The organism is Streptomyces sp. CBMA29, from assembly GCF_014596445.1.
Taxonomy (GTDB): domain Bacteria; phylum Actinomycetota; class Actinomycetes; order Streptomycetales; family Streptomycetaceae; genus Actinacidiphila.
Genome location: NZ_MECL01000002.1, coordinates 19,028 through 38,172, shown reverse-complemented (window position 1 = coordinate 38,172; position 19,145 = coordinate 19,028). Strand labels below are relative to the sequence as shown.

Here is a 19,145-nt window from a genome sequence, read left to right as displayed (position 1 = left end):
GGGGATCATGTACGACGTCGAGGAATGGCAGAACGCCTTCGAGACGGCCCAGCTCTACTACTGGGACGAGATCGACGCCAAGGAGCAGGGCAGCGAGTTGGCCGGGTTCCTCGCCTCCATTTACACCCACGAGAAGGTGGAAACGGACGACGAAGTAGTTCAGGCAGCGATTGACGCTGCCGGGCGACAGTTCCCGAAAACCGGGTGGAGCGCCGAGCAGTTCCAGGAGGTGGTGGAGTCATACATCGACTCCCGGCCCTACGGGCCAGGTCCCGATCAACCGGATTACATTGAGATCTGGGATACGGACCTGGACATGACCTATCGGTTCCATCGCATTCGGCCATAGCACTGGGGCCCCGTAGGTAAGCGCGTCGCCGGTTCAATTCCGACGGAGTGCACACGAAGTAATTGCAGCAGGTTAGAAAGAGGATTCAAGTGAGCGACGAGACGTACAACGGCTGGACAAACTGGGCTACCTGGTTCGTCATCTCCGAGATGGAGAATAACCTCGGCTGGTACGGCCAGTACGAGCGCCTCACGCGCACCGAGGCGGCGCCCGAGGAGTGGAAAGAGGTTGCGCAGAAGGCTCTGTTCCCCTCTGTCGACGTTACGAGCTATGGCGAGTTGAGCCGTGAGCAGTTCGAAAACGTCGACTGGACCCAAATCCGCAAGGTCCTACTCGCCGACTAGCGGGCACTCCGGCCATCCGTACTCAAAACGACAGTCGGTAGAAATATCGGGCCCCGCAGGCAGCAATACCGCCGGTTCGATCCCGGCACGGGGTACTTCATATAAAGGTCCGCCATTTGGCGGGCCTTTTTGTTTTCCACAACAGGGGAGGGATCATGTCCGGCTGGGCCGAAAAGGACAGCATTTTCATCGACGCAGGGGACGTCGGAGGTGACGCGCAGGCGGGACGCAGCTACAACCGGCGCTGGTGGCGACCGGCAGCCGACGACGCGTTCGCGGTCATCGACGTGTACGTCTACCCGGCCCTGGTGGAATGGGTCGAGCCGGAGCCTGACCCCGCCCGCCTGGTCGTCGGCGTACAGATCAGCTACACCGTCTGCACGGACTTGGACGACCCCGGCGGTACCGAGGTCACCAGCGACATGATCCACGCCTCCGTCGGCGCGGAGACGGCCAGCCTGGAGTCAGCCGATCAGGCCGCCCGGCAGCTCCTGGAGACCGTCGACCCGGCCCGTCTCGGGTGGTGCGACCACCACCGGCACAAAGTCACCTACCAGGACGTTCAGGCGTACTGCCGTGCCCTTTCGGGGGCGCGTTTCTTGAGCGGCGCGTACGGCGAGGACTGGCGCACTAGGGTGGACCGCAGCATTCTGGACGTCGACCACGACACCCGCTGCCCGCTCGGCCAACTCGGCGGCATGCAAAGCTTCGAGGTCGCGATGAGCGCGCTGGACCTGTCGGCGGAGGACTGCGTCCGGCTCGGATTCTTCGGTGACGACGGTATCCGCCTACCCGACGACGTCGGCTATCTCAACGCCCACTGGCGCCGCCTGGTCGCCGCCACCTGAACGGAAGCGCATGGTGATGAGCTACCAGCCCGCCCCCGACAACTACGTGGACGCCCAGGGCGAGCCCGTCCCTATCAGCCTGGCCGCGTCATTCGTCAGTCCAGCCATCAAAAACGCCGAGGAAAATCAATGACCGAAGAGACGGAATGCCTGGACAGGCACAGCAGGAAAGCGCCGTGCGAAGGGTCTGTGAAATACCGGACGGCCCTCAGCGGCAGCGGGAAATCATACCCGAGATGCGATAGCCACTGGGCGGCGCGGATGGAAAAGCAACGGAGAATTCGCCAAGACTACCCGGACTCCGAGACGCCCCCGAGCTGGTTCGACCCGGCGGCAGCCGGTGAGAGCTGGGACGACGACTACTAGAAAGAATATGCCGTGCAGGATGACAAGATCGACGCCATCGTCCAGGGCGCGCTGCTGCGCACCGCCCACCTGATGGAACGCAGGGATACCCTGCGTATGCGCCTCCGTGTCCAGGGCAAGAGCGAGCGGCGATCGAAAGTGTTTACGACAGCCGATGCCGCTTTCGAGGGGGCACTGTCGGTACTGGCGGCCGTCCTCGCCACCGGGGCGGCAGCAGACGTCCTCATCGACGGGCTGCCGTCATCCGAACTCGCGGAGCGGCACCTGCTCGACTGGGACGCCCAGCGCACCAAGAAGGCGCTGAACCGCGCCATCGAATGAAGGGGGAATTGTGCCGAATACCGAACCGCCGAAAAACCCGCTGACTGACTCTCACGTGGAGTTTCCCGTCTTCTACCAGACCACGGGGCAGGAGAACCTGGATGACTGGTACGACGTGGCGTTCGGGAACGACCCGAAGACGCTGAAGGAGGCGGAAGAACTGGCAGCAAGTCTGCGCGCTGGCAAGCCGCCGAGGAAGTACGCCAACCTCACCAACGTCACCCGGACCCGGATTCTCATGCGGATCAGTGCGGCGCACGTGCTGCGTGAGGATGAAGCCTCTTGAGGACCGTCACCGTCTCCTCGGCTGAGTTGCGTTCCGGCCCGTGGTCGGCTGAGAGGTTCGTGCCTGGCGAGGTCTCCGACGAGGCCCAGCAGCTTGTGGCCGCGTACAGGCTCGCCAATCGCCTGCGAGACGCCCACGGTGCAGACGGCACCGACGAAGAGTGGGCGGCTCTCCTGGACCCGATCAGAGCCGCCGCAGAGAAGCGCACCCGCAAGGGCAACAGCCGACCCACTTCCAGTTACTCCGAGCGCGCCTCCATCCAGGCTGACACCACGCTCTTCCGCCAGCACGGCCTTGTGCCGCAGTCTGAATAACAGCGCGATGGAAGGAAACCGCAATGGGAACCATGATCTGGCCTGACAATCTGACCGATGAGGCCCTGGCCGAATGCCTCTCGGAGAACCGCATCCCGGAAGACTTCACCTTGGAGCACCCCGGCCCGCACGAGCCCGCTGTGGCAGTCACGTATCTCGTCGCCGAGGCATGGGACGCGGGGCTGAACGGGCACGCGCTCATCACCGAACTGCTCGCCTACCAGGACGACGGCGACGTTTTCATCGTCGTGCAGATGCGCTCCGGCATCCGGCTCGTCAACGAGGGCGAGGGTGTGACGGAGTGGGCGGAGAAGCACCGCATCGAGCCATGGGAACCGTCCGGCGTCGAACTCGCCCGCAAACTCCTCCAGGCCGTCCGCGCCGAGGCCGACAAGCTCGTCACCACCTACCTCGCCGAGCTTGACAAGGCGCGCACAACCGTCTGACTCATCCGCCCGCCCGCTGTCAGCCCGGCCCGCTAGATTCAGGGGCCGGGCCTTTTCATACCCAAGAGGAGAAAACGCACCATGACCAAGACCCCCACCGAAACCGTGTTCCAGGCGCCGTACGGCAATCCCGAGCAGCACGTGTACCAGCGCGGGCAGCACCACGGCTACCTCTGGATCGTCGCCCACGGCGTCGACCAGGGATACGACGCCGAGCACATCACCAGGGCCTGTCAGCTCGCCAAGGACCTGAGCGCTCCCGCGCACGCCGTCCGCAGACTGACGGTCGGTGGCTGGAAGGTGTTCACCGACTACGACCAGGACGAGGAGACGGTGAACCGCTGGCGCACCTACGTGCTCGCCCTGGAGGCGTACGAGACGGCGCTCCAGGAGCGGCGCACGACCTTCGACATCACGCCGAAGATCAACGTGAAGTACCCGCTGGACCTGCCCGCCAAGGCCATCGGCATGTGGGAGGTCACCGCCACGAACTGGGGTGAGTTCTTCATCCGCATCTCGCTGATGGAGATCAAGCTGGGGGGTGCGTTCCTGCGGGACGGCCGCACCGGCGCTGACGTACCGATCACCCCCGAGATGGCGCGCGATCACGTCGGCCTGATGATCCAGAGCGCCAACGAGGAGCGCGACGCGTGGATGGCGCGGATCTTCGGCGGCAAGATCCAGGAGCTGGAGTACGCGGTGGAGACGTTCGACCCCTCGTACGCCTTCCCGCGCCCCGACGAGGACGACGACGAGGACGGCGAGTGAGCGCCTGGACGACGACGCTGTACGCGGCGACAGCCCCGGCGCAGCCGGAGAAGGGGCCGGAGGACAGGTCGCTGGCCCGCGTGTGCCGGGCCGCGCAGGAGATCATGGAGCAGCGGCCGGAGGTGATGCTCGCCGCGTTCACCAATCCTTCCGGGCTGACGGTGTGGACGGTGGACCGCAGCGGACGGGGGCAGAACTTGAACCACCTGCACCCGGACGACCGTCGCGGCCTGTTCGACGTCGCACCCCGCGATCAACAGGACGCCGCCGCAACTTTGGCATGACGCGTCTCGGTGGTGGCCAGCCCGCGTGGCTGGGCACCGCCGTACCATGTCACCGCCGCCGAAAGTAGCGCCCCCGCCGGGGGCTTTTGTCATCGGTGTTACCGAAGGAGGAACGTGGACGACGAAGAGACCGCCGACAGCATTATCGATGAGGCGCTGGAGGCGGCATACGCCAAGGGCACGCACTACACCGCCGCGACGGTCAGGGAGATGGCAGCCAAGGACGGCTCGGGTAACAACGTCCGTAAGCGTGCTGTCGTTGACCTTGGTGTTGGCGACTCTGTGGACCGGTTCGATTCCACCAAGGGCCGGAAGATTTACGGCCCGGCTTCCGTCGAGATCATTTTCTGGCCCGACGGCGGGATCGATCAGCGCGTGCACGAGATCGGTGAAGCCCCGGCGATGTCGAAGAAGGGATTCGACGGTCGCTACATTCCCCCCGGCACCTACAAGGGCCGTAAGAAGGGCGACTTCTGGGACAAGACCGAGTACGAGTGGGACGGCGTGTCCCAGCCGCTCGGCGAGTGGTTCAACGACGCCCGACGTCATCCCTCGGTAACCGCCCTTCTGCTGCGTACGCGTGTGAAGCAAAGCGGTTGGTCCATTGAGCAGGCCCTGACCACTCCGAAGGCCCCCCGTAAGGGCAAGTAAGGCAGGAAATGAAACCCCCGCGTCCCGACCAGACCACGGCTATCGACCAGCTTGTTGCGGCCGAGGAACGGGCCTTGTCCGTGCGGGCCTGCGGCACCGGCAAAACCCTCGTGGGCCGCGAGGTGGCCCGCCGCAAGACACCGGCAGGCGGCGTCATCCTCGTGACGGTGCCGAGCAAGGCCCTGGTGCGGCAGATGTACCGAGACTGGGAAGAAGAGTGGGGCGCCGCCCTCGACGTCCTGCTGGTGTACTCCGACCCGGCAGTGGGGCAGGCAGCCGCTACGACAGCCCCCGAGGACATCGCTGCCTTCATCCGCACCCGTACCTCGCGCACGCGGCTGATCGTGAGCACTTACCAGTCGGCCGAGCGCATCGCCAATGCCTATGCCGCTGAGCCGTCGCTGCCGCCACTGGACGCCATGATCCTTGACGAGGTCCACGTTACGGCAGGACAGGCCGGGAAGAAATTCTCGATTGTCCTGGACGACACTCGCATCCCGACGAAGTACCGCGTCGGTCTGACCGCGACAGCCCGCAACCACAATGGTGACGGCACCCAGGACGCGGTGTCCATGGAAGACGTCGCGCTCTACGGAGAGCGAATTCCTGACCTCACTTTCGGGCAGGCCATCGCCCAAGAGCTTCTGAGCGACTACATGGTGGCTATGGTGCTGGTCACCGATAAGGAAATCCACCAGGCCCTTTCCGACCAGAACGCCTACCCGCGTGGCAGGGAAGTGACCGCTTCTCAGGTCGCCGCGCAGATCGCGGTGGGCCGAGCAATCGAAGAATACGGCACGCGCCGTGCGCTGGGATTTCACAGTCGTGTCGAGCGGTCACGCGGTTTCACCGACACCCTCGCCCGCACCGCCCGGCGGGTCACTTCGGTCCCGGTCAAGGCCCTGCACATCGACGCCAACAGCTCTCCAGCGGCGCGCGAAGCGGCACTGGAGCAGCTTGCGCACCCCGCCAACGAAGGTGCCACGGTCCTGAGCAACGTCGCCGTTTTGACGGTCGGCGTGGACGTGCCAGCCGTCGACTGCGTGGTCTTCGCTGACCCGAGGACGTCGATCGTGGCAATTACTCAGGCAGTCGGACGGGCGCTGCGCCTGTCCCCAGGTAAAAGCCGGAAGTCCGTTATCGTGCTGCCGGTTGTGTTGGCGCCGGGGGAGAGCCCGGAGCAGGTGCTGGCCGACAGCGAGTTCCGGCACGTTTACGCGGTGCTGTCCGCATTGCGCGACTTCGACGAGCGGATGGACTCGGGCTTCACCACGGCTGCGGTGGACGCTGGAGTCGGGGAATTCGCGGGAGAGGTCAACCCGCGCCTTCCCGATGCCATCGACATCCTGGGCCTCGACGCCGATCTGCACAGCAAAATGCACGAGGCCCTCACGCTGCACGTCTTGACGAACGTCACCGAGAGCTGGCTTGTCAGGTACGGGAAGTTGAAGGCGTACATGGAATACACCGGAGAGATGCCTCGCAGTGCCTATGTTTCTCCGCAACGCGACGCGATCGGGGCTTTCGCCGCGACACAGCAAACGGCCAACAACAAAGGGACGCTGCCGCCCTCGCGTAGAGCGCTTCTGGAACAGCTTCCCGGCTGGCACTGGCGTGGCAGGCGGGATATCTCTCCAAAAATTGACGACCAGGAATTGACCGCACTGGCCGCCCGGTTCCACAAAATGCTCATGGACCGGACTCTTCCCGAGGAAGAGCGTCGCCAGCAGCTCATCGCCATGGCCTATGAGTGCTCGCGAATTGTCCCTCGTTTCAAATTCTCTCCCAGCCGTTACCGTGCCTACGTGACCAACGCCGTAACCACGATGGAAGGTATCTGGAAGGGGGCGGAAAAGCTCGCGAACAAGCGGCTCCAGCAGATGGTAAATGACGAAGCGACAGCAATCGCTCGCGAGAAAGACGGAGGTACCACATGACCCGGACCAAGGCCCAGCCCACGACCGCCGACCAGATCCACAAACTCGCCCGCAGCACCCGCTCCCGCGCCAACCTGGAGAAAATCCAGACCATCCTTGATGTCCTCAAGGATGACGCCGGGCCGCTCAGCGATCTCACCACGGAGATCGTCAGTCTCAACGAGGCGATCAGCACCGTCCGCAAGGACGTCACGTCGGTGGACGCCAGCCTCATGCCACCGCAGTACGCCGCGAAGCTTCTCGACGCACTCAACGCCCTCTACATCCTGCTGCCCCACGACGAGGACCCCGTGATGGGCATCAGCGAGCCCATCAGCAACGCCATCACGCTCGCCGAGCAGTACGAACTCTCCCTCGAAGAAACCCGCGTGAGCGCCGAGGACCGCGAGGAGACCTGGGAGGCATTGCAGGAGCAGCTCATCGAGATCGGCAACGCCCTCGACACCCTCACGGCCCTCGGCACCGACAAGGCGGAGGCGGGCACGGAGGACACCGCGTCCTGACACACAATCGCGCGGCGCGGCAGAAACCCTACGCCAAAACGCTTACTGCGCGCGGCCCAAGGTCGAACACGTCTGGCACATACACATTTCACACTGGACGGCCCCGAAATCCCCGCTACACTGCCGGGAGTTCGGGGCTTACTCGTTTATGATTCGGAGCACAGCATGGCACAGAAGGTTCAGGTTCTCCTCGTTGACGACATGGACGGCGGCGAAGCCGACGAGACCGTCACGTTCGCGGTGGACGGCGTCACCTACGAAATCGATCTCAAAACGGCGAGCGCCGACAAGCTGCGGAACCTGCTCACCCCGTACACCGACGCCGGACGGCGAACCGGAGGCCGGGCCGCGCGCGGCAAGGCGCCGATCAGGACCGCAGGCAGCGGCGACACCGCGAAAATCCGCGCGTGGGCAAAGGAGCAGGGCTACGACATCAACGACCGTGGCCGCGTTCCGGCACAGATCCAGGAGGCGTACGGAGTGGCCATGCGCAAGGCAGCCGAACCGGCCGCACCGGCCACCGCATCCGCCGAGCCCGCCAAGAGGCCGACGACAGCGAAGAAGACCGCCGCCAGGAAGACCGCTGCCGCTGCCAAGTAACCCTGCGCACAGCGGCGAACGCCCGCCCCTGCCGGAACCTGTACCCGGCGAGGGCGGGCGTCGCTGTATCCAGCACCCATACCACAGTCACCCGTACGGGTGAATCAATACCCGACCGGACGACGTATCAACGCACGCCCTGCCTCTAACGCCACCCAACGCACCTATCGTGTCTGGCAATCAACCGTCTCTCACTAAGGGATGACCGAAGATGCCCCAGACTCAGCAACAACAGCGTGACCAGGCAACGCCCGAAGACGTTCGTGACTTCGCGAAGAACATCCCGGAAAACCTGGAACAGTGCCGAGGCGACAGGCACCACTTCGATCTCAAGGCACAGGCGGTGCCGCTCACTTCAACAGGCGAGCGCACAACGACAGCGAGCCGCGTAACGCAGGTCGAATACGTTGACGTCTGCCCCTCGTGCGGCCTGCGGCGTCACCACCTCTACGTGATCCGTGGCGACGACCGCAGCGACTACTGGTACACCGACCGAAATCCTGACCTCATCGCCCCGCGAGGCGTCTACAGCACCGGCGTCAGCGTCCGCGCCGAGATCCAGCGGAATGCCGACAAACAGGCCGTCACCAAGCTGTTGGCCCGGATGGGCAGGAAAGCGGCGGCCAAGTCAGGCAAGTCGGGCAAGGCAACCAAGTCCGGTCCCACGCGCCGTAAAGCGGTGGCGTGATGGCCGAAAAAGTCATCATCGCCCGTGACTGCGACTGGTGCGCAGAGCACGGCGTAGAGACGGTGGCCACTCAGGAGCATCAGGCGTCCGCCGACGGCGAACCGACAGACGACGTCGTGGACCTCTGCGACGCATGCGGAATCCTCCTCGACCTGATCGGCCCGCGCAGAGACTTCATCAGCGAACGCCTGGACACTCTCGACGCGATGCTCCGCCGTGCCAGGCCACGAAAGCACCGGACCGCACCACCAGCAATCCGAACCGCCCTAGCAGGCCGTGGAGCGCCCGAGACAGTCAGCGACCAACTACCACTCCCACGTAGCCTGACAGCCGACCACGACACGTCTGACGTCAGGCTGGACTCCCCATTCATTTTCTGCATCGAATGCAAGCCCCCCCGACGCGTAGCCGCCTCACACAGAGACGACCACGCCAGCGCCGCACACGACTGCACAGCACCCGAAATCATCTGGGCAGACGGCACTGTGCACCTCGGCTTCGCCTGCGCAGTGCACACTGTCTGCGCAGACACCGGCTACGCCCTGGCAACCAAAGACCAGCTCACCGCCCACGAAGCCACGGCGCATTTTGCGTGGAGTCCGACTCCCGCCACGCCAGAGCCACCACAAGCGGCAACAGCTCCCACCAAGCAGGCAGACAAGAAAAGCACCCCGAAAAAGCCGTCCAACGGCCGGTGGGTTAAAGACGTCGACCAGATCGGCTGCCCCCTGCCGCACGCGAAGCCCGGTGCACCCACGCCATACTGGGTCGCCTTCGCGCACCGGAACAACCACGCTTCCACCGCGCACGATCTACGCGTAGCCGAGATCGACTGGTTCACCAAAGAAGGCGACACGGTCACCCTCGACCACCGCTGCACCGAGCACACGGAGTGTCTGGGACCGCACGGCAACGGCCTCGGCTTCCCCACACCCGAGAGCCTGGAGATGCACAAACGCGTCATGCGGACGCTTGGGGCCAAGCGAGAAGCGGCCGTCTGACCCCCGCAAACGGAGAGGCACCGGCGCCCCTGGCCGGTGCCTCTCCGCTGCCCACCGGAGACGAATAAGTGCCTGACCCGAAGATCGACCAAGCCCTCAGTATCGCGCAGGAGTTAGTCACCGAAAGCGCCCCCGCCCTGGTGCCGCTGAGTCGCGCTGTGAGCCGCCTGTGCGCGGTCGTAGGTGTATCCGCTGCGACCGCACGCAAGCGCATCCGAGCCGTCATTCGTAACGGCGACCTGTACGAGCTGAAGCCGGACGTACGCTGGCGCGCCGTGATCCCCGGAGCCGAGGCTGCTGGGATCACGGACGCGAATCTTCTCTACCAGAAAGGGCAGTGGCGTATCGCCGTCAACACCCGAACGCCCAGCGACTACTTCCCGAAACCCGGAACGGCCTTCATCATGACACCGGAACGCGCCGTTGAACTCATTGACGAATGGACAGCAGCGCGACCAGAAGAGGCGCCCCCAACGAACTGAGGGCGCCTCTTCGCAGTTCCTACTGCTGAGCTAATAAGCCCGAGGGATCATCCGGCGGCAGAATGTAGCCGGGATTCCTCCGAAACCTCCTTACCTCACGCCCACAGCGCAGCTCCAGCAGAAGCGCGTCGAGCGCGATGAACAGCAACGGCGAAACGAGCGACACACCAACCCCCCACGCCACTGCCCACCAAAAGTCGCCATCAGTGGCTACATCGACGCAATACACGACGCAGCCCCACCGGTGCGCCCTGAAAAACGTCGACAATGGGTCGGCGTCGCTCATGAGCGCCAGGTTTTCACCAGGCCGTCGAGCACCCTGCCAAGGAAGAAACCGGCCGTAACCGCGACAGCGGACGCCAACTGGTAATCGGCCGGGGCATTTCCGGTAAGGCCCACGTACGCGCCGATCCCCGCGCCCGCCAGAGACATCACCAGCGTAAAAATCACGCGGACACCCCCGGCCGCCGATAGCCGTAGAGACCCATCGGGGTGTCCGGCAGATGCACGTGGTCCGGCAACGCATCCAGATCGCGCACGTCAACCTGGTCGTACAACCACTCCAGAAACGGCTCAAAGAGCAGGCACACGTGGATGCGGTGTTTCTTGAGATCGGCCGCCGCGACCCCACCGGGCTCAAAAGCGGCGCCCTCCATCGTCTGGAGATCAAAAACGATGATGTGATTCGTGCCCCACCCGATCTCGCCGAGCAGCGGACCGGACGACCCGCTCACCGCACTCCGGTACGCCCACTCCTCGACTGGGACCTGCACCAGGAATTTGCCCCAATTCATCGGCGTGAACGGCCCGTTGGTGACCTCGATGATTCTGCCCCTCATCGCGGCTCCCCCTTGTAGCGGGCCAGGGGATCAATTCCCAGCGCGATCAACATGCCGCCCGCCACGGCCGCCTGGTACACCTCGCCAGATTGAAGAAGCTGATGCAGTGCCGTTTCAGGTGTTGCCGCCGGGTCGTTGCTGAGGAGCAGCACGCGGTTAATCAGAATGATCGCTTCCTCGTCCGGGATATGCCCGCCCTCGGGCACGCAGCCGTACCCGCACGCCATGCCCCGCGCCATGCCCCAGATACGGCAAATCAGGGGCCGGGCGGCATAAATCGTGCACGTATTGGCGAAGGACAACGCCGGACACCGGGGGATCGATTGGCCTGGACGGGCACGTCCGCCAGTAAGCGTCACGCCGGTCTGGTCTCTGATGTTGCGGTGCTCAAGAGCATTTACCGGAAAAGTGGTACACGAGTCCCAGCACTGCTGCGCGCACCGCATCGGGGGCAACGAGTCGTAGATGGCCTCAAGGGCACCTACGCCCGCCCCGTCGCGGGGGTCAGTCATGGCCAGGGAGCGTAGCGCCGACTGCCTGATCCAGCAGGGAAGTTGGGCCACTCGGTGCCAAATACTCGGTACGATCACCCAGTCGGAGTAATGAGGGGTGGGAGACCAGAGATGGCAGAGCTGCGACCGCTTGAGCGCTTGATGGCAGCAGACGCGGACAAGTCGGCGGCGCAACGCTTCGCCGAGCGAATGCAGAACGCGCGGATTGAAACGGGAGCCGAGGCGCCGGTGCTGGTCCCTGACGAACCAGTTACCCATCGGGTGCTGCGCGTCACTCCGGCCATGGCCACGTACCTCGCCAGCTTGCTGGAGGGCCAGCAAGGACTGGAGGCGGACACCCTTCGCATCGCGCTCGATCTTCCGTTGCCCTCGGAGGAGCGCGTTCTTGCAGGTCAGACTGCTTCTGGCGGTATGCACTCAGTCTGCTCTAGTCTGTCAACACCGACAACCGGCTGATGTCCGGCACCAGCATGAGTCAGGAGTTCGAGCACCTCGTGGAGGCGTTCGACTACACCCTCGATGACATGCAGTGGTTTACCGTCAATGCGATGAAATCAGCGTTCATCCCTTTCGATGAACGTCTGGCCATGATCAATGAGGTGATCAAGCCGGGGTACGCGGAGCTGAAGGCCGAGTGGCTGTTCCGGCAGTCGGCCGCCGCACCGACCCTGGCCAGCGATTCCGTGCCCGACGAGGGCTGACGGAACACCTTTACGGCGCGGCCGGTACGAGAGGTTACGGCCGCGCCACGCCGCTTGCACGGCCGGTCAACACCTGACTACGTTCCGAAGTCATGCAGACCCGAACCCAGAAGACCCTCGCCGTCTCCGCTCTCGGCCTCGCCTTCGCCGCCGCGGCGGCGGGCACCGCCTCCGCGGCCTCCCTCCCGGCCCTGCCGATCACCGACCAGGCCGGTTCGCTGCTCGGCCAGGCCGGTTCGCCCACCGTGCTCGACGGGACTCCGGTCGGCACCGCCGCCAAGCTCCTGCCCGGCGCCACCGACAGCGCCAACGGCGCGCAGCAGGCGCTGACCAACGGCACCTCCGCGCTCCCCGGCAACCCGGGCAAGCTGCTGCCCTCCGGCAACCAGGTCAGCCCGGCGAACGGCCTCCTCGGCGGCCTCCCGATCGGCGGCCTCAACGGCAAGTAGCGCCTGTCCGGCGGATCATGGGCGGCTCCGGCTGCCCTGGAGGCCCGGCTGCCCGGACGGTCCCGACTGCCCGGACGGTCCCGGTGGTCCCGGCGGTTCAGCCCGTGCGGGCGGTGGCTGGTGCCGCGCGGAGTCCTGTCAGGAAGAACCGGCGGAGCGCGAGGCGCCTGACGTGCCGTCCGTGAGCCGTGCATGAACGGGTGACCGGGCGTGCCGCCCGTCCCCGCCAGCCGCGCGCCCAACGGGCCGCACTGCCCGTCGAGAATCGCTCGACGCGGCGGCGCGGCCCGTCCGCGCGCTCTGGATTCCTCGGCTCAGGGGCCTCAGCGAGCCTCAGCGAGCCCCAGCGAGACCCAGGGGAGAAGATCCTCAGGGGGAGATGCGGACCCTGGGAGCCGTCGCCGCCGGTCCCTGCGGCGGCCCGGCCGCGGCCCGCGCCCGCGCGTCCTCGCGCCTGCGCAGCGCGCGCCGCGCAGGCGGCACCACCAGGAGGTGCGCCAGCGCCACGCCCGCCGTGTTGAGCAGCAGCGCGTCCACGTCGAAGAGCTGGCCCGGCACCATCGTCTGAAGGAACTCCAGGGTCAGCGACACCATCAGCGAGGCGAAGACCGTCCGCGCGAAGGACGCGAAGCCCGAGGTGCGGACCCGGCCGCCCGCCATCGGCAGCAGCACGCCCAGCGGCGCGAGCAGCCCCAGGCCCTCGGCGATCCGCCGGGCCGCCTGGCCCGCGCTCATCGCCAGGTCGGCGCGGATCGTGCCGAACGGCCGCAGATTCGGCGCGGGCACCCACGTCACGTAATGCGGACGCAGCAGCAGCCAGGAGACGAAAGCGAGGTACGCGGCGGTGAGCAGCAGCCCGGCCGCGCGCACCCTGAAACTGGAGCCTTCGTGCCGCACGCCCTCCAAGACGCGGCTTCACCCCACCGCGGTTCCCGCGCTGTCCGCGGCGTCCGGGCGGGTCCGCAGGTCGGGCGTGCAGGTGTAGCGGCGCAGCTTGCTGTCGGGGTCGTCGCCGCCGAGCACCACACCGCCGTCGCCGGTGACCGAGGGGTCGTCGGCGAGCGTGCAGACGATCTGCGCGAGCGCGAACGACGGCAGCTCGTCCACCGCCTGGTTCAGCCGCAGCGCGTTCTCGGGATCGCCCTTGAACGGCCCCAGGATCTCCAGGCTGCCCGGCACCTCGGTGGAGAAACCGGCCTGCGCCTCGGCCGACAGCGGGCTGCGCTGCAACTGCGCGACCAGCTCCCTGACCTGCGTCAGCCGGTCGATCCTGCCCGGCCGCAGCGTCACGCTCCGCTTGACCGGCGTGGTCTGCATGCTGCACACCAGATACACCTGGCGTACGGCGGTGTCCGTCTCCGGCGCCTTGCCGTCGCGCGGCACCGCGCACGACACCCGCGACGGCGCGGGCCCCGCGTCCACCGGGACCGTGGTCGTACGGATGCCGCAGCCGCCGATCAGCGGCAGCGCGGCGAGCAGGACGGTGGCCGCCAGCACCTTGTGTGGCGCATGTCTCATCGGGCCGAGTCTCATCGAGCCGCGGTTCATCGAGCGGTGGTTCATCAGGCCGTATCCCGTCGGGCGGTGTCTCATCGCGCGTCACCGCCGGACCCGTGCGGGGTGCCCGTGGCACCCGTGGCGCCCGAGCCGTTCGCGCCCCCGTCGCCGTCCGCGTCGTCCGCGTCGTCCGCGTCGTCATCGTCCTCGTCGGTGCGCGGCCTGACCGGCAGCCGCAGGGTGAAGACCGCGCCGCCGCCCGGGGCGTTGGCCGCCGTGATGTCACCGCCGTGGATGTGCGCGTTCTCCATCGCGATCGACAGGCCGAGGCCGCTGCCCTCGGAGCGGGCCCGCGAGGCGTCGGCCTTGTAGAAGCGGTCGAAAACGTGCGGGAGTACGTCCTCGGGGATGCCGGGGCCGTGATCGGAGACCGCGATGACGACGTCGCCGCCCGTATCGCCTGCCGTCCCCCCTTCCACGCGCAGGCTGACCCGGACCGGGGAACCGCCGTGCTTGAGCGCGTTCCCGATCAGATTCGCCATGATCACATCCAGCCGTCGCGGGTCCAGGGTGGCCAGCAGGCCGCGCGGCGCGTCCAGTTCGACCGAGTCGACCCACGCCCTGGCGTCCATGCAGGCCATCACCATGTCCGCGACGTCGACCTCGTCGACCCGCAGCTTCGCGGTCCCCGCGTCGAAGCGGGTGACCTCCATCAACGTCTCCACCAACTCGTTCAGCCGCCGCGTCTCGCTGACCACCAGCCGTACCGCCGGGGCGATCATCGGGTCCAGCGCCTCCGCCTCGTCCTCCAGCACATCGGTGACCGCCGTGATGGCCGTCAGCGGGGTGCGCAGCTCGTGGGACATGTCGGCCACGAAACGGCGGCTGGCCGCCTCCCGCGCGCTCAACTCCTCGACACGGCTCTCCAACGCCTCGGCCGCGCTGTTGAACGTCCGTGACATCTCGGCGAGTTCATCGGTGCCCGACACCTTGAGCCGGGTGTCCAGATGGCCTTCGCCGAGCCGTTGCGCCGCCTCACCGAGCCGCCGCACCGGACGCAGCACCGTCGAGCCCGCCGCCTGGGCGAGCAGCGCGGCGCCGACCAGCGCGAGCAGGGTCGCGATCCCCAGCGACCAGGCAAGGGAGTTGAGGTCCTTGCGCTCCGCGTCCAGCGACTTGAGCATGTAGCCGGTCGCGCCGTCGTCGTTGATCCGCGCGCCCGCCACCAGATACGGGCGGCCCTGCAACGAGATCCGCATCCACCGCAGGTGGTAGCGGTTGTGGTCCTTGGTGTCCGGGGTGTTGACCGCCCGCTGCAACTGCGCGGGCACGTCGTCCAGCGTGAACACGTCCCGGTTGGAGGGCGCGGCGCACGGCGCGTTGTCCCGCGTCGTGTCGATCAGCACCACCTGGTACGTGTCGGGTCCGCCGATCCGGCCCGCCGCCGTGTTCAGCGACTCGCAGGTCGGCGAGACCGGCAGCGAGGCCGCGTTGCGCTGCAAGGAGTCACGGAAGTCGTTCAGCACGCTGTTCTGCGCGCGGGTCAGCACCGCGTCGCGGTTGAGCCAGTACGCGATGCCGGAGACGGAGACGGCGGCCGTCAGCGCGACGGCCGCGAAGACCGCGACCAGGCGCAGCCGCAGACTCGTCCAACGCACCATGCCCGGCGACCAGTTCCAGCCCCGGTCCTGGTCCCGGTCTTGGTCCCGGTCGTGGTCCCGGCCCCGGTCGTGGTCCCCGTCGTGCCCTTCGGTCCCGCTCCGCCCGCCGCCGAACTCCGATGTCACTGGGGCGTGTCCAGGCGGTATCCCACGCCTCTGACCGTACGGATCAGGGTCGGTGACGACGGCACGTCCTCGATCTTGGCGCGCAGCCGCTGCACACACGCGTCGACGAGACGCGAGTCACCGAGGTAGTCGTGCTCCCACACCAGACGCAGCAACTGCTGCCGGGACAGCGCCTGTCCCGGCCTGCGGCTCAGTTCGAGCAGCAGGCGCAGCTCGGTCGGCGTGAGCTGAAGATCCTCGCCGTCCTTCGTCACCGTCATGGCACTGCGGTCGATGACGATCGCGCCGAAGGCCGCGGAGTCGGTGCTGTCCCGCTCGCCGCGGCGCAGCACCGCCCGGATGCGGGCGTCGAGCACCCGCGGCTGCACCGGCTTGATCACATAGTCGTCGGCCCCGGACTCCAGCCCCACCACCACGTCGATGTCGTCGCTGCGCGCGGTGAGCAGGATGATCGGGAGCTGGTCGGTACGGCGGATGCGCCGGCACACCTCGAACCCGTCGATCCCCGGCAGCATCACGTCCAGCACGATCAGGTCGGGGCGCTGCTCCTTGAGCAGCTTCAGGCCGTCCTCGCCCGTCGCAGCGGCCACCACGCGGTGACCCTGACGGGACAGGCCGAGTTCGAGACCCGTACGGATGGCGTCGTCATCCTCGATAAGCAACAGGAAAGGCACGCCGGTCATTGTTGCCTAACCACGGCGCCCGCATGAAGTGCGGGGACCTTCTGCCCTGACATGACCCTGTCCGCGTGACCTGCCCGTGACCTGCTGACCGGCGGTGCGGCGCTTCGGCCGACCGGCCGGTCACACGGCGCGCGGCCTCTGTGACGGGCCTGTGACACTCGGCGGACAGCGTCATGAAACTGGCCCGGCAGTCTGTTGTCACATCGGAAGAGCGCACGCCGTACCGGATGCGACGCCGAAGACCACGCATCAGGTTCCAACGACGGGGGCGGGACATGAACACACTGCACATCACCACCGACACCGCGGTTCATGCGACGCACACGCACTCGGCGCACTCCACGGGGACCTGCGCCGTCCGCACCACGGAGAAGTCCGGCGCCGCGAACGGACGGGGGTACGTCCGCGGCGCCGTACGCGCCACCTCGTACCCGGCGAGCGCCCGGCACCGCCCGCCGTTCATGGCGGCGGTCGACGGCGGCGCCGAGCACCAGGCGAAGCCCGTACAGTCCGCGACCACCACCGACCAGCCGTCCGGCACCTTCGACGGCGGCGCCGCCCGCACCCCGGCGCAGGCCGAGGCCGAAGCGGCCTTCACCGCCTACGTACAGGAGCGCCGCGCCTCGCTCTACGCGACCGCTTACCACCTCACCGGGGACCGCTTCGCGGCCGAGGACCTGCTCCAGAGCGCCCTGTTCTCCACCTACCGGGCCTGGGACCGGATCAGCGACAAGGCGGCCGTCGGCGGCTACCTGCGGCGCACCATGACCAATCTGCACATCAGCGCCTGGCGGCGGCGCAAGCTCAGCGAGTACCCGACGGAGGAGCTGCCCGAGACGGTCGGCGACACCGACGAGATGGGCGGCACCGAACTGCGCGCCGTCCTGTGGCAGGCGCTCGCCCGGCTGCCCGAGCAGCAGCGCACCATGCTGGTGCTCCGTTACTACGAGGGCCGCACCGACCCCGAGATCGCCGACATCCTGGGGATCAGCGTCGGCACCGTCAAGAGCAGCATCTGGCGCTCCCTGCGCCGCATGCGCGACGACGAGGCCCTGAGCTTCGGCCGCGACGAGGAGGACGCCTTCGGCGAACTGGTCGCCTGAGGGCCGTCCGGGGTCTGACCGGGGCCTGATCGGGCTCTGACCCGGGCCAAGGATTTCCACACGCCGGTACGGGGGCCGGTCGGGGGGGACACGGGGGAGCAGGGGGGAAACGGGGGGGGTACCGGGGGGTACGGGGGAGCGGGGCCGGACGGCCAGGGGAATGCCGTCCGGCCCCGTCGTACGTCCGCTGCCGTACTGGCGGCCTCTTCGGCGCTACGCCTCGGCCGGGACGCGGGGCCGCGAGGGTTCGGGGGTGACGGCCGCGGCGATACGTTCCAGCGCCTCGGCACGGCCGCAGGGGTGGCAGCCGAGAGCGGTCTGGCGGGCCACGATCGCGCGTTCCGCGCGCATGAGGTTCCAGCCCCTGCGGACCAGGAACGGCACCGACTTCCGCCCCTCGCGCAGATCCCGTACGAACCGCCGGCGCGCGGTCGTCGACGGGCGTCCGCGCAGGCACAGCGCGTCCGCGAGCAGCCCCAGCTCCCGGCAGCGCCCGGCGATCTCGGCGGCGAAGATGCCTTCGGCGACGAAGAGGGGCGCGCCGCCGAGATCGAGGCGGGTACGGCCGGTGACCGAACTCGTCGCGATGTCGTAGACCGGGGTGTCGGCGGCGCCGTCCGCGCAGAGCGCGGCCACGGCCGCGAGCGCCGCGTCCGCGTTCCACGAACCCGGGGCGTCCCAGTCGGTGCCCGCGCCGCTGGGCAGGGCGGGCAGCGTCGGGTCGTCGCACGCCTTGTAGAAGTCGTCGAGGGCCAGCACCGGCAGTCCGGCACGGGTGGCCAGGGACGATTTGCCGGACCCCGAGGGGCCGGTCAGCAGGATCACGCGGGAGCGAAGCGACACCGGGGATGAACTCACGGAGAACAATTGTCCCGTATCCCGGCCGGGGGACGACCCGCCGTAGGACAACTACCCTGTGCGGTCATTGCGTTACGCTGCGCCATGAAGACCCCCGTCGACAGGAACCGGTCCATGCCCTCGCTCCGTACCGCCCTCGCCCTGACCCTCACCGCCGCCGCGGCAGCCGTCGTCGTACCGGCCGGTGCCGCCGCCGCCGATCCCCTCGCGGCGGCCCAGAGCGCCACCGACGCCCTCCCGACGTCCGACGTCACCTCCGCGCTCCCCACCCAGTACGTCACCGGCGCCCTCGGCGCGGGCGTCGCCCCCGTCCGCGATCTCACGATCGATCCGCTGAGCAACACCGGTGTCGACCCGCTCGACAACGCCATCGGCTCCCAGGTCGCCGATTTTCACCCGGTCTCCACCTCGGCCGTGACGTCTCCCCTCACGAACGGCGGCTCCCTCGGCACGCTTCCCCTGGTGGGACCTGTGACGGGCCTCCTCCCGCACTGACGCGCTGCGCTGGGCGTGTTTTTGGGGGCGCGG

General features: G+C 67.3%; 28 protein-coding genes and 2 pseudogenes. 21 read left to right on the top strand and 9 right to left on the bottom strand.

Annotated elements, in window-relative coordinates; genetic code table 11:
- The first annotated feature begins 7 nt into the window (after positions 1-7).
- The 16 genes and pseudogenes from BGM09_RS00240 to BGM09_RS00165 all read left to right on the top strand — a co-directional run bounded on the left by BGM09_RS00240 (position 8) and on the right by BGM09_RS00165 (position 10,188).
- Positions 8-349, top strand: coding sequence for a hypothetical protein (locus BGM09_RS00240; RefSeq protein WP_188279255.1), 342 nt, complete (start codon positions 8-10; stop codon positions 347-349).
- 89 nt (positions 350-438) lie between these two features.
- Positions 439-693, top strand: coding sequence for a hypothetical protein (locus tag BGM09_RS00235; protein ID WP_188279254.1), 255 nt, complete (start codon positions 439-441; stop codon positions 691-693).
- Between the two features lie 155 nt (positions 694-848).
- The gene (locus BGM09_RS00230; protein WP_188279253.1) at positions 849-1,541 is read left to right on the top strand and encodes a hypothetical protein; all 693 of its coding nucleotides are present in this window, start codon (positions 849-851) and stop codon (positions 1,539-1,541) included.
- A gap of 378 nt (positions 1,542-1,919) precedes the next feature.
- On the top strand, positions 1,920-2,228 hold the full coding sequence (locus BGM09_RS00225; RefSeq protein ID WP_188279252.1) for a hypothetical protein: 309 nt from the start codon (positions 1,920-1,922) through the stop codon (positions 2,226-2,228).
- Positions 2,229-2,238: 10 nt separating this feature from the next.
- The gene (locus BGM09_RS00220; RefSeq protein ID WP_188279251.1) at positions 2,239-2,514 is read left to right on the top strand and encodes a hypothetical protein; all 276 of its coding nucleotides are present in this window, start codon (positions 2,239-2,241) and stop codon (positions 2,512-2,514) included.
- Positions 2,511-2,828, top strand: a complete 318-nt coding sequence (locus tag BGM09_RS00215; protein ID WP_188279250.1) for a hypothetical protein — start codon at positions 2,511-2,513, stop codon at positions 2,826-2,828. The genes BGM09_RS00220 and BGM09_RS00215 overlap by 4 nt, the downstream gene beginning before the upstream one ends.
- 23 nt (positions 2,829-2,851) lie before the next feature.
- Positions 2,852-3,274: a hypothetical protein gene (locus tag BGM09_RS00210; RefSeq protein WP_188279249.1), complete on the top strand. Its 423-nt coding sequence runs from the start codon at positions 2,852-2,854 to the stop codon at positions 3,272-3,274.
- A gap of 81 nt (positions 3,275-3,355) precedes the next feature.
- Positions 3,356-4,042 carry a hypothetical protein gene (locus BGM09_RS00205; protein WP_188279248.1) on the top strand — a complete coding sequence of 229 codons (687 nt, stop codon included), beginning with the start codon at positions 3,356-3,358 and terminating at the stop codon, positions 4,040-4,042.
- A complete protein-coding gene (locus BGM09_RS00200; RefSeq protein WP_188279247.1) occupies positions 4,039-4,326 on the top strand; it encodes a hypothetical protein in 288 nt (95 codons plus the stop codon). The genes BGM09_RS00205 and BGM09_RS00200 overlap by 4 nt, the downstream gene beginning before the upstream one ends.
- 114 nt (positions 4,327-4,440) lie before the next feature.
- The gene (locus BGM09_RS00195; protein ID WP_188279246.1) at positions 4,441-4,977 is read left to right on the top strand and encodes a hypothetical protein; all 537 of its coding nucleotides are present in this window, start codon (positions 4,441-4,443) and stop codon (positions 4,975-4,977) included.
- Positions 4,978-4,985: 8 nt separating this feature from the next.
- Positions 4,986-6,914, top strand: coding sequence for a DEAD/DEAH box helicase (locus tag BGM09_RS00190; protein ID WP_188279245.1), 1,929 nt, complete (start codon positions 4,986-4,988; stop codon positions 6,912-6,914).
- The gene (locus tag BGM09_RS00185) at positions 6,911-7,417 is read left to right on the top strand and encodes a hypothetical protein (protein ID WP_188279244.1); all 507 of its coding nucleotides are present in this window, start codon (positions 6,911-6,913) and stop codon (positions 7,415-7,417) included. The genes BGM09_RS00190 and BGM09_RS00185 overlap by 4 nt, the downstream gene beginning before the upstream one ends.
- 165 nt (positions 7,418-7,582) lie before the next feature.
- A pseudogene (locus tag BGM09_RS00180) lies at positions 7,583-7,894 on the top strand (histone-like nucleoid-structuring protein Lsr2); the annotation flags it as partial.
- Positions 7,895-8,228: 334 nt separating this feature from the next.
- Positions 8,229-8,705: a hypothetical protein gene (locus tag BGM09_RS00175; RefSeq protein ID WP_188279242.1), complete on the top strand. Its 477-nt coding sequence runs from the start codon at positions 8,229-8,231 to the stop codon at positions 8,703-8,705.
- Positions 8,705-9,706: a hypothetical protein gene (locus BGM09_RS00170; protein WP_188279241.1), complete on the top strand. Its 1,002-nt coding sequence runs from the start codon at positions 8,705-8,707 to the stop codon at positions 9,704-9,706. Before BGM09_RS00175 ends, BGM09_RS00170 begins: the two co-directional genes overlap by 1 nt.
- Before the next feature lie 68 nt (positions 9,707-9,774).
- Positions 9,775-10,188 (top strand): hypothetical protein, encoded by a 414-nt coding sequence (locus BGM09_RS00165; RefSeq protein WP_188279240.1) that lies wholly within the window; start codon positions 9,775-9,777, stop codon positions 10,186-10,188.
- 19 nt (positions 10,189-10,207) lie between these two features.
- On the opposite strand, the gene BGM09_RS00160 is transcribed toward BGM09_RS00165, so the two are convergent.
- From BGM09_RS00160 to BGM09_RS00145, 4 genes are read right to left on the bottom strand one after another with little or no spacing between them, the layout of a single operon-like run.
- A complete protein-coding gene (locus BGM09_RS00160) occupies positions 10,208-10,474 on the bottom strand; it encodes a hypothetical protein (RefSeq protein WP_188279239.1) in 267 nt (88 codons plus the stop codon).
- Positions 10,471-10,638, bottom strand: coding sequence for a hypothetical protein (locus BGM09_RS00155; protein ID WP_188279238.1), 168 nt, complete (start codon positions 10,636-10,638; stop codon positions 10,471-10,473). Before BGM09_RS00155 ends, BGM09_RS00160 begins: the two co-directional genes overlap by 4 nt.
- Positions 10,635-11,027, bottom strand: a complete 393-nt coding sequence (locus BGM09_RS00150; protein ID WP_188279237.1) for a hypothetical protein — start codon at positions 11,025-11,027, stop codon at positions 10,635-10,637. The genes BGM09_RS00155 and BGM09_RS00150 overlap by 4 nt, the downstream gene beginning before the upstream one ends.
- Positions 11,024-11,539 (bottom strand): YkgJ family cysteine cluster protein, encoded by a 516-nt coding sequence (locus BGM09_RS00145; protein WP_188279236.1) that lies wholly within the window; start codon positions 11,537-11,539, stop codon positions 11,024-11,026. The genes BGM09_RS00150 and BGM09_RS00145 overlap by 4 nt, the downstream gene beginning before the upstream one ends.
- A 111-nt stretch (positions 11,540-11,650) precedes the next feature.
- Here BGM09_RS00145 and BGM09_RS00140 point away from each other — a divergent pair, with 111 nt between their 5' ends.
- From BGM09_RS00140 to BGM09_RS00130, 3 genes and pseudogenes are all read left to right on the top strand, one after another.
- Positions 11,651-11,995 (top strand): hypothetical protein, encoded by a 345-nt coding sequence (locus BGM09_RS00140; RefSeq protein ID WP_188279235.1) that lies wholly within the window; start codon positions 11,651-11,653, stop codon positions 11,993-11,995.
- A pseudogene (locus tag BGM09_RS00135) lies at positions 11,971-12,240 on the top strand (adenosine deaminase); the annotation flags it as partial. The gene BGM09_RS00140 and the pseudogene BGM09_RS00135, both read left to right, overlap by 25 nt.
- A gap of 92 nt (positions 12,241-12,332) precedes the next feature.
- On the top strand, positions 12,333-12,689 hold the full coding sequence (locus BGM09_RS00130; protein ID WP_188279234.1) for an ATP-binding protein: 357 nt from the start codon (positions 12,333-12,335) through the stop codon (positions 12,687-12,689).
- Positions 12,690-13,058: 369 nt separating this feature from the next.
- Here the strand turns inward: BGM09_RS00130 and BGM09_RS00125 are convergent, their stop codons facing one another.
- The 4 genes from BGM09_RS00125 to BGM09_RS00110 all read right to left on the bottom strand — a co-directional run bounded on the left by BGM09_RS00125 (position 13,059) and on the right by BGM09_RS00110 (position 16,647).
- Entirely contained in the window at positions 13,059-13,559 is a 501-nt protein-coding gene (locus BGM09_RS00125) for a VanZ family protein (protein ID WP_317452465.1), read from the bottom strand.
- 45 nt (positions 13,560-13,604) lie between these two features.
- The gene (locus BGM09_RS00120) at positions 13,605-14,207 is read right to left on the bottom strand and encodes a hypothetical protein (RefSeq protein ID WP_188279232.1); all 603 of its coding nucleotides are present in this window, start codon (positions 14,205-14,207) and stop codon (positions 13,605-13,607) included.
- Between the two features lie 71 nt (positions 14,208-14,278).
- The gene (locus tag BGM09_RS00115) at positions 14,279-15,847 is read right to left on the bottom strand and encodes a sensor histidine kinase (protein WP_188279420.1); all 1,569 of its coding nucleotides are present in this window, start codon (positions 15,845-15,847) and stop codon (positions 14,279-14,281) included.
- Between the two features lie 122 nt (positions 15,848-15,969).
- Positions 15,970-16,647 carry a response regulator gene (locus tag BGM09_RS00110; protein ID WP_188279231.1) on the bottom strand — a complete coding sequence of 226 codons (678 nt, stop codon included), beginning with the start codon at positions 16,645-16,647 and terminating at the stop codon, positions 15,970-15,972.
- Positions 16,648-16,931: 284 nt separating this feature from the next.
- Here BGM09_RS00110 and BGM09_RS00105 point away from each other — a divergent pair, with 284 nt between their 5' ends.
- Entirely contained in the window at positions 16,932-17,759 is an 828-nt protein-coding gene (locus BGM09_RS00105; protein ID WP_188279230.1) for a SigE family RNA polymerase sigma factor, read from the top strand.
- A gap of 213 nt (positions 17,760-17,972) precedes the next feature.
- On the opposite strand, the gene BGM09_RS00100 is transcribed toward BGM09_RS00105, so the two are convergent.
- Positions 17,973-18,617 carry an ATP-binding protein gene (locus BGM09_RS00100; protein WP_317452464.1) on the bottom strand — a complete coding sequence of 215 codons (645 nt, stop codon included), beginning with the start codon at positions 18,615-18,617 and terminating at the stop codon, positions 17,973-17,975.
- Between the two features lie 114 nt (positions 18,618-18,731).
- Between BGM09_RS00100 and BGM09_RS00095 the strand changes: the two genes are divergently transcribed.
- Positions 18,732-19,112 carry a hypothetical protein gene (locus BGM09_RS00095; RefSeq protein WP_223186105.1) on the top strand — a complete coding sequence of 127 codons (381 nt, stop codon included), beginning with the start codon at positions 18,732-18,734 and terminating at the stop codon, positions 19,110-19,112.
- Positions 19,113-19,145: the final 33 nt, after the last annotated feature.